Origin of the sequence: Streptomyces himastatinicus ATCC 53653 (assembly GCF_000158915.1) — a bacterium.
In the GTDB taxonomy this organism is placed as follows: domain Bacteria; phylum Actinomycetota; class Actinomycetes; order Streptomycetales; family Streptomycetaceae; genus Streptomyces; species Streptomyces himastatinicus.
The window spans coordinates 3,250,076-3,258,697 of sequence record NZ_GG657754.1; the positions used below are offsets into that span (position 1 = coordinate 3,250,076).

The window sequence follows — 8,622 nt, forward strand, 5'->3', positions numbered from 1 at the left end:
GGGGCCCCGGCACGGGCGGCGGGGGCGGGGCGGGCGGCCCCGTGGGCAGCGAGGTGAGCGTCTGCTGCTCGGCCACCGAGGGCCGGGACGGCGGCTTGTCCAGACGTGTGGGCGGGGCCGGCGGGGCCCAGGGATCGTGGTCGCGCGGCTCCGGCTGCCGCTGTTGGTTGTGCTGGTCGGGCTGGTCAGCCATGTATCTCCCCCACAGCGATGTCCGCCCATGCTACGGGCTGGCAACACCGCCCCGTGCCCCCGCATCTACGATGACCGGAGCCCGCCGCCGACGGCCGTCACCCGGAGGTTCTCGTTGACCGATCTCACCGCCTTCATCGCCGGACTGCCCAAGGCGGAGCTGCACGTCCACCACGTCGGCTCGGCCTCCCCGCGCATCGTGGCCGAGCTGGCGGCGCGCCATCCGGACTCCAAGGTGCCGACCGATCCGGAGGCGCTGGCGGACTACTTCGTCTTCCGTGACTTCGCCCACTTCATCGACGTCTATCTCTCCGTGGTGGACCTGATCCGCGACGCCGAGGACGTGCGGCTGCTCACCTACGAGATCGCCCGCGACATGGCCCGGCAGAACATCCGCTACGCCGAGCTGACCGTCACCCCCTACAGCTCGACCCGGCGCGGCATCCCGGACGCGGCGTTCACCGAGGCGATCGAGGACGCCCGCAAGGCGGCCGAGGCCGAGTTCGGCACCGTGCTGCGCTGGTGCTTCGACATCCCCGGCGAGGCCGGGCTGCCGTCGGCCGAGGAAACCACCCGCATCGCCTGCGACCTGCGCCCCGAGGGGCTGGTCTCGTTCGGCCTCGGGGGGCCCGAGATCGGCGTGCCGCGCCCGCAGTTCAAGCCGTACTTCGACCGCGCCATCGCCGCCGGGCTGCACAGCGTTCCGCACGCGGGCGAGACCACCGGACCGCAGACGATCTGGGACGCCCTCACCGAGCTGCGCGCCGAGCGGATCGGCCATGGCACCAGCGCCGTCCAGGACCCGAAGCTGCTCGCCCATCTCGCGGAGCACCGCATCCCGCTGGAGGTCTGCCCGACCTCCAACATCGCCACCCGCGCGGTCGCCACCCTCGACGAGCACCCCATCAAGCAGATGGTCGAGGCCGGGGTGCTGGTCACCATCAACAGCGACGACCCGCCGATGTTCGGCACCGACCTCAACACCGAGTACGCGGTCGCCGCCCGGCTGCTCGGCCTGGACGCGGCGGGTGTCGCGGCCCTCGCGAAGAACGCCGTCGAGGCGTCCTTCCTGGACGCGCCGGGCAAGGCGCGGCTGACCGCGGAGATCGACGCCTACACGGTGGTCGCGACCCGATGACGGTGGCGGGCGCGGCCTTCGTCCCGGTCGGCCACCGCGGCGACCCGTACACCCACCGCGAGAACACCCTGGCGTCCATCGGCTCGGCGATACGCGCCGGGGCGGGCGCCGTGGAGGTCGACGTCCGGCTGACCCGCGACGGCGTCCCGGTCCTCCTCCATGACGCCGGCCTCAAGCGGCTGTGGGGCCATGACCGGCCCCTGTCCGCGCTGACCGCCGAGGAAGTACGGCAGTTGTCCGGCGGAGGCATACCCACGCTGCGCGACGCACTCGCCGCGACCGGACGGACCCGGCTGCTGATCGACCTGCCCGACGCGTCGGCCGCCCTCGCGGCCGTCGCCGAGGTGCGCGAGGCGGGGGCCACGGACCGGGTGTACTACTGCGGTGAGCTGTCCGCGCTGCGCCGGGTGCGCCGCGCGGAGCCCGGCGCCGAGATCTCCCTGACCTGGACCACCCTCGCGCCGCCCCGGCCCACCCTGCTGGCCGATCTGCGGCCCCGCTGGCTCAACTACCGCTTCGGCCTGGTCTCCCCCGGCCTCGTCGAACGCGCCCACGCCGACGGCCTGCTGGTCTCCGCCTGGACCGCCGACACCCGCCGCTCGATGGCGCGGCTGCTGCGCGCGGGTGCCGACGCGATCACCACGAATCGCATCGGCACCCTCTGTACGCTGCTCAGCCGCCGCTGACCCAAAGGCCGCTATCGGGGCATCAGCCCAGCGACGTCATCACGTGCTTGATGCGGGTGTAGTCCTCGAAGCCGTACGCCGACAGGTCCTTACCGTAGCCGGACTTCTTGAATCCGCCGTGCGGCATCTCGGCGACCAGCGGGATATGGGTGTTGATCCAGACGCAGCCGAAGTCCAGCGCCTTGGACATCCGCATCGCGCGGGCGTGGTCCTTGGTCCACACCGACGAGGCGAGCGCGTACTCCACGCCGTTGGCGTAAGTGACCGCCTGGGCCTCGTCGGAGAACGACTGGACGGTGATGACCGGGCCGAAGACCTCGTGCTGGACGATCTCGTCGTCCTGCTTGAGCCCGGAGACCACGGTGGGCGCGTAGAAGTAGCCCTTCTCGCCCACCCGGTGGCCGCCCGCCTCGACCTTGGCGTGTGCGGGCAGCCGCTCGATGAAGCCGGTGACCTGGGCCAGCTGGTTGGCGTTGTTGAGCGGGCCGAACAGCACGTCCTCGTCGTCCGGGGCGCCGGTCTTGGTGTCCGCGGCGGCCTTGGCCAGCGCGGTCACGAACTCGTCGTGGATCGACTCGTGGACGAGCACCCGGGTGGCCGCCGTACAGTCCTGGCCCGCGTTGAAGAAGCCCGCGACCGAGATGTCCTCGACGGCCTTGGCGATGTCGCTGTCCTCGAAGACCACGACCGGCGCCTTGCCACCCAGCTCCAGATGGACCCGCTTGAGGTCCTTGGACGCGCTCTCCGCGACCTGCATACCGGCCCGCACCGAGCCGGTGATGGACGCCATGGCGGGCACATCGTGCTCGACCATCAGCCGCCCGGTCTCCCGGTCGCCGCAGATGACGTTGAACACGCCCTGCGGATGGCCCAGTTCCGCCAGCACCCCGCCGATGATCTCGGCGAAGAGCACGGTGGAGGCCGGGGTGGTGTCGGAGGGCTTGATGACGACCGTGTTGCCCGCCGCCAGTGCCGGGGCGAACTTCCACACGGCCATCATCATCGGGTAGTTCCACGGCGCGACCTGCGCGCACACCCCGATCGGCTCGCGGCGGATGATCGAGGTCAGCCCCTCCATGTACTCACCGGCCGAGCGGCCCTCCAGCATCCGCGCCGCGCCCGCGAAGAAGCGGATCTGGTCGATCATCGGCGGCATTTCCTCGTCCCGCGTGAGCCCGATTGGCTTGCCGGTGTTCTCCGACTCGGCCGCGATCAGCTCTTCCGCGCGCGCCTCGAAGGCGTCGGCGATCTTCAGCAGGGCCTTCTGCCGCTCGCCGGGCACCAGGTCCCGCCAGGCGGGGAACGCGGCCGCTGCCGCGTTCATCGCCGCGTCCACGTCCGCCGCTCCCGACAGCGGCGCCGTGGCATAGGCCTCGCCCGTGGCCGGGTTGACCACCTCCGTGGTGCGCCCGTCCGCGGCGTCCCGGAACTCACCGTCGATGTAGTTGCGCAAACGACGCAGCTCGGTGGTCACGTGCCACCCCTCCTGTCAGCTGTCCGATGGGTGAGACACCACCCTAATCGCGAGGACGACGCTTTCAACATACCCGCCACACCAGAACAACGGAATCAGTGATTTTTGGTCACCCACACAACGGAATTCATCAATCGAGGGTTGCCAGACAGTCGAGGCTCGTGCACAGTGAGGGCCGTGGCCACACCTGACAAGAACGGCACGCCGTCGCTCGACTCCGTATCCCTGGCGATCATCGAGCAGCTCCAGGAGGACGGCCGGCGACCCTATGCCACCATCGGCAAGGCCGTGGGCCTGTCCGAGGCGGCGGTGCGGCAGCGTGTGCAGAAGCTGCTCGACCAGGGCGTGATGCAGATCGTCGCCGTCACCGACCCGCTCACCGTGGGATTCCGGCGCCAGGCGATGGTCGGGATCGACGTCGACGGCGATCTCGACCCGGTCGCGGACGCGCTGACCGCCATGGACGAGGTCGAGTACGTGGTCGTCACCGCGGGCTCCTTCGACCTCCTCATCGAGGTCGTCTGCGAGGACGACGACCATCTCCTTGAAACGATCAACAAGCGGATCCGGACGCTGCCCGGCGTGCGCTCCACCGAGAGCTTCGTCTACCTCAAGCTCCGGAAGCAGACCTACACCTGGGGAACGAGATAGCCATGAGCGCGGACCTCTCCAAAACGGCGTACGACCACCTGTGGATGCACTTCACCCGCATGTCGTCGTACGAGAACGCCCCCGTGCCGACGATCGTGCGCGGCGAGGGCACGTACATCTACGACGACAAGGGCAAGCGCTACATCGACGGCCTCGCCGGGCTGTTCGTGGTGCAGGCCGGCCACGGGCGCGCCGAACTCGCGGAGACCGCGTACAAGCAGGCGCAGGAGCTGGCCTTCTTCCCGGTGTGGAGCTACGCCCACCCCAAGGCCGTCGAACTGGCCGAACGGCTGGCCGGTTACGCGCCCGGCGACCTCAACAAGGTCTTCTTCACCACCGGCGGCGGCGAGGCGGTCGAGACCGCCTGGAAGCTGGCCAAGCAGTACTTCAAGCTCACCGGCAAGCCCACCAAGCACAAGGTCATATCCCGGGCCGTCGCCTACCACGGCACCCCGCAGGGCGCCCTGTCGATCACCGGCCTGCCCGGGCTGAAGGCCCCCTTCGAGCCGCTGGTCCCCGGTGCGCACAAGGTGCCCAACACCAACATCTACCGGGCGCCGATCCACGGCGACGACCCCGAGGCGTACGGCCGCTGGTGCGCCGACCAGATCGAGCAGCAGATCCTCTTCGAGGGCGCGGACACCGTCGCCGCGGTCTTCCTGGAGCCGGTGCAGAACGCGGGCGGCTGCTTCCCGCCGCCGCCCGGGTACTTCCAGCGGGTGCGCGAGATCTGCGACCAGTACGACGTCCTGCTCGTCTCCGACGAGGTCATCTGCGCGTTCGGGCGGCTGGGCACGATGTTCGCGTGCGACAAGTTCGGCTACGTCCCGGACATGATCACCTGCGCGAAGGGCATGACCTCCGGCTACTCCCCGATCGGCGCATGCCTCGTCTCCGACCGGCTCGCCGAACCGTTCTACCGGGGCGACAACACGTTCCTGCACGGCTACACCTTCGGCGGCCACCCGGTCTCGGCGGCGGTGGCCCTCAGCAACCTCGACATCTTCGAGCGCGAGGGGCTGAACCAGCATGTGCTGGACGCCGAGGGGGCGTTCCGCTCCACCCTGGAGCGGCTGCACGACCTGCCGATCGTCGGCGACGTCCGGGGGAACGGCTTCTTCTACGGCATCGAGCTGGTCAAGGACAAGGCCACGAAGGAGTCCTTCGACGCCGACGAGACCGAGCGCGTCCTGTACGGCTTCCTCTCCAAGGCGCTGTACGACAACGGGCTCTACTGCCGGGCCGACGACCGCGGCGACCCGGTCGTCCAGCTGGCCCCGCCGCTGATCGCGGACCAGGGGCTGTTCGACGAGATCGAGCAGGTGCTCAGGGGTGTGCTCACGGAGGCGTGGACGAAGCTCTGACTTTCCCCCGCCTCGCCGGGAGGCAGAGGCATCAGCCCCACTTGAGGGCGAACCACAGTTCCATCCGCACGTCCGCGTCGCCCAGGTCCGCCTCCAGCAGGGCCGCGGCGCGGGCGATGCGTTGGCGGACCGTATTGCGGTGGATGTCCAGCGCCACCGCCGTACGGTCCCAACTGCCGTGCAGCGACAGCCACGTCCGCAGCGTCTCGCGCAGGGCGGGCGCACCGTCCAGCGGTGCGACCCGGGCGCGGCCCAGCGTATCGGCCTCGGCCGGGTCGACCAGTGAGGCGACCTCGCCGCGCGACGGAGCGTGCCGCACCACGGGCAGCCGCTCCGCGACCGCCCGGCGCACCGCGCGGTCCGCGTCGGCGCCGCCCGTGCGCGAGTCCGTCGGCGGACACCCGGCGCCCCGGCGCCCAGCGTCCAGCCGGGCTGCGCCCGTACCTCCGCGTCGCCCGGCACCAGGGCGCACAGTTCGTCCCCGGCCAGGTCGACCAGGTGCGTACCGAGCCCGGCGGCGAGCGCGGCCGCGGCCAGCAGCCCGTCGTCGCCGCGCCCACGGCGCCGCCCGCGCACCACGGTCCACATCTCCGCGCCGCTCAAGAGCCCGGCGACCTCGGCGGGTTCGGCGCCCAGCATCAGCCGCACCAGCGCGGTGCGTTCGGCGCCCGCGTCGGCCGTGCGCCGCCCGGTCAGCAGGGCGAGCAGCACCATGGCCACGCCCACGACCGCGGTCTCCGTCGCATCGCGCCGCGGTGCGCACACCCCGAGGGCGAGCGGCCGTTCCGGCCCGCCCAGGCCGTACGCGCTCAAGGCGGCCCCGTCCGCCGTGCCCGCGGCCGAGGCCGGGCCCGCCCGCAGCCGGGCGGCCAGTGAGGCGAGCGCCCCGCGCACCTCCGGGGACGGGCGCGGACCCGCCGCCGCCAGCTCCGCACCGTCCGGCCCGTACAGCACCGCCCACCCGCCCAGATGCCGTGCCAGGAGCCGCAGCACGGCCGGTACCGGATGGGGTCGCGCGGCGGCAGCGGCGAGCGACTGCTGCACCTCCGTGATCCGCCGCAGCTCCTGGTGGCGGCGCTCGGCCATGGCGTCCCATACGGCGCTCGCCACGGCCGTGAAGGTCGTCTCCCGCGGCACCTCCACCAGCGGCAGCCCATGCCGGTCGCACGCCTCGATCAGCGCCCGCGGCACCTCCTGGTGCACCGGCGCGACGCCGAATCCCAGCGCCGTGGCGCCCGCCTCGACCGTGCGGGCCACATAGCGGTCCCAGTACGCGTCCGTCGCCTCCGGACCGTGCACCCCGGCGCTGAGCAGCAGTTCGCCGCCCAGCAGATACGGAACGGGATCCTCCATCTCGCTCGTGTGCACCAGGTACACCGGCGCCTCCCCGCGCGGCCCGGCGACCTGCCGCAGGCCCAGGCCGGGGTGGTCCAGCAGGACGGCGAGGGGCACGGGCACTGTCGGCGGCATGGCCTTTTCCTCCATCCCGGGGACCACGAGTGGAGGAAACGTACACTTCCCGGCCTCTTCGGCGACACCCTAAGGTCGCGGTCACCGTCCCCGCCGTGAGGAGCCCCACCATGACCGCTGTCGACTACACGGTGATCGTCGTCTATCTCGCGGGCATGCTCGCCCTCGGCTGGTGGGGCATGCGCCGCACCACGTCGACCAGCGACTTCCTGGTCGCGGGCCGCCGTCTGGGCCCCGCCATGTACTCAGGGACGATGGCCGCGATCGTGCTCGGCGGCGCCTCCACCATCGGCGGCGTCGGCCTCGGCTACCAGTACGGGCTCTCGGGCGCCTGGATGGTCCTCACCATCGGCCTCGGCCTGCTCGCCCTGTCCGTCTTCTTCTCGGCGCGCATCGCCCGCCTCAAGGTCTACACGGTCAGCCAGATGCTGGACCTGCGCTACGGCGGGTCCTCCGGGCTGATCTCGGGCATCGTCATGTGGGCGTACACCCTGATGCTCGCGGTCACCTCGACCATCGCGTACGCCACCATCTTCGACGTGATCTTCGGTCTCGACCGCGTCGTGGCGATCGTGCTCGGCGGGGCCATCGTGATCTGTTACTCCACGCTCGGCGGCATGTGGTCGATCACGCTCACCGACATGGTGCAGTTCGTCGTGAAGACCGTCGGCGTGCTGCTCCTCCTGCTGCCGATAGCCGTCGTCAAGGCGGGCGGCTTCGCCGCGATGAAGTCCGAACTGCCGTCGAGCTACTTCTCCCCCATGGGCATCGGCGCCCAGACGGTCTTCACCTACGTGCTCATCTACTCCTTCGGCATGCTCATCGGCCAGGACATCTGGCAGCGCGTCTTCACCGCCCGCAACGACAAGGTCGCCCGCGTCGGCGGCACCGCGGCCGGTACGTACTGTCTGGCGTACGCGGTCGCCGGAGCGGTCATCGGTACGGCGGCGAAGGTCCTCTACCCCGACCTCGGCTCCCCCGACGACGCGTTCGCGACCATCGTCAAGGACGCGCTTCCCATCGGCGTCAAGGGGCTCGTCCTGGCCGCGGCCCTGTCCGCGGTGATGTCGACCTCTTCGGGCGCCCTCATCGCCTGCGCCACGGTCGCGAACAACGACATCTGGGCCCGCCGCCGGGGCCGCCCCGCCACCGCCTCGCACGACGAGGTCGCGGGCAACCGCCTCTTCATCCTCGTCATGGGCGTCACGGTGGTCGGCATCTCCATCGCGCTGAACAATGTCGTCGAGGCGCTGACCGTCGCCTACAACGTGCTGGTCGGCGGGCTCCTGGTGCCGATCCTTGGCGGCCTGCTGTGGAAGCGCGGCACGGGTGCGGGAGCGCTGGCGTCGGTGGCCGTGGGCGGTACGACGGTGATCGGGCTGATGCTCTGGAAGGGCGTCCTCGCCAGCGAGCCCATCTACATCGGCCTGCTGGCCTCGCTCGTGGCGTACGTGGCGGTGAGCCTGTTCACGAAGCCGACGGACGCGGCGGTCCTGGACGCCTGGCACCGCCGCCTGGCCGGCGACCCGGCCCCCGAACCCGCCCCCACTCCGGCGAACGCGTAGTCCCCACCCCACCACCAGGAAAGGCACACCCCATGCGCACCGCACCGCGCGAGCGTCACGGCGGCGATCTCGTCGTCGAATC

The 8,622-nt window shown here is 71.1% G+C and carries 6 protein-coding genes and 2 pseudogenes; 5 read left to right on the top strand and 3 right to left on the bottom strand.

The features are described 5' to 3' along the window. Window positions 1–193, bottom strand: a pseudogene (locus SSOG_RS53525) (hypothetical protein); the annotation flags it as partial. 114 nt (window positions 194–307) lie between these two features. Between SSOG_RS53525 and SSOG_RS13105 the strand changes: the two are divergent. Then, window positions 308–1,330 carry an adenosine deaminase gene (locus tag SSOG_RS13105; protein WP_039937429.1) on the top strand — a complete coding sequence of 341 codons (1,023 nt, stop codon included), beginning with the start codon at window positions 308–310 and terminating at the stop codon, window positions 1,328–1,330. Next, window positions 1,327–2,016, top strand: coding sequence for a glycerophosphodiester phosphodiesterase (locus SSOG_RS13110; RefSeq protein ID WP_009714705.1), 690 nt, complete (start codon window positions 1,327–1,329; stop codon window positions 2,014–2,016). The genes SSOG_RS13105 and SSOG_RS13110 overlap by 4 nt, the downstream gene beginning before the upstream one ends. 22 nt (window positions 2,017–2,038) lie before the next feature. Here the strand turns inward: SSOG_RS13110 and SSOG_RS13115 are convergent, their stop codons facing one another. Further along, window positions 2,039–3,490, bottom strand: coding sequence for a gamma-aminobutyraldehyde dehydrogenase (locus SSOG_RS13115; protein ID WP_009714706.1), 1,452 nt, complete (start codon window positions 3,488–3,490; stop codon window positions 2,039–2,041). A gap of 177 nt (window positions 3,491–3,667) precedes the next feature. On the opposite strand from SSOG_RS13115, the gene SSOG_RS13120 reads away from it, so the two are divergent. Then, the gene (locus SSOG_RS13120; RefSeq protein WP_039937431.1) at window positions 3,668–4,141 is read left to right on the top strand and encodes an Lrp/AsnC family transcriptional regulator; all 474 of its coding nucleotides are present in this window, start codon (window positions 3,668–3,670) and stop codon (window positions 4,139–4,141) included. A gap of 2 nt (window positions 4,142–4,143) precedes the next feature. Next, window positions 4,144–5,505: an aspartate aminotransferase family protein gene (locus tag SSOG_RS13125; RefSeq protein ID WP_039937434.1), complete on the top strand. Its 1,362-nt coding sequence runs from the start codon at window positions 4,144–4,146 to the stop codon at window positions 5,503–5,505. A 31-nt stretch (window positions 5,506–5,536) separates the two neighbouring features. Here the strand turns inward: SSOG_RS13125 and SSOG_RS13130 are convergent. After that, window positions 5,537–6,990, bottom strand: a pseudogene (locus SSOG_RS13130) (PucR family transcriptional regulator ligand-binding domain-containing protein). A gap of 95 nt (window positions 6,991–7,085) precedes the next feature. Between SSOG_RS13130 and SSOG_RS13135 the strand changes: the two are divergent. Continuing rightward, window positions 7,086–8,540: a sodium:solute symporter family protein gene (locus tag SSOG_RS13135; protein WP_009714710.1), complete on the top strand. Its 1,455-nt coding sequence runs from the start codon at window positions 7,086–7,088 to the stop codon at window positions 8,538–8,540. Window positions 8,541–8,622 lie beyond the last annotated feature (82 nt).

What these genes read in the sequence shown, in the direction of transcription:
- SSOG_RS13125 (WP_039937434.1), top strand. Translation starts at nt 4,144, where the DNA reads ATGAGCGCGGACCTCTCCAAAACGGCGTACGACCACCTGTGGATGCAC.
- SSOG_RS13135 (WP_009714710.1), top strand. Translation starts at nt 7,086, where the DNA reads ATGACCGCTGTCGACTACACGGTGATCGTCGTCTATCTCGCGGGCATG.
- SSOG_RS13110 (WP_009714705.1), top strand. Translation starts at nt 1,327, where the DNA reads ATGACGGTGGCGGGCGCGGCCTTCGTCCCGGTCGGCCACCGCGGCGAC.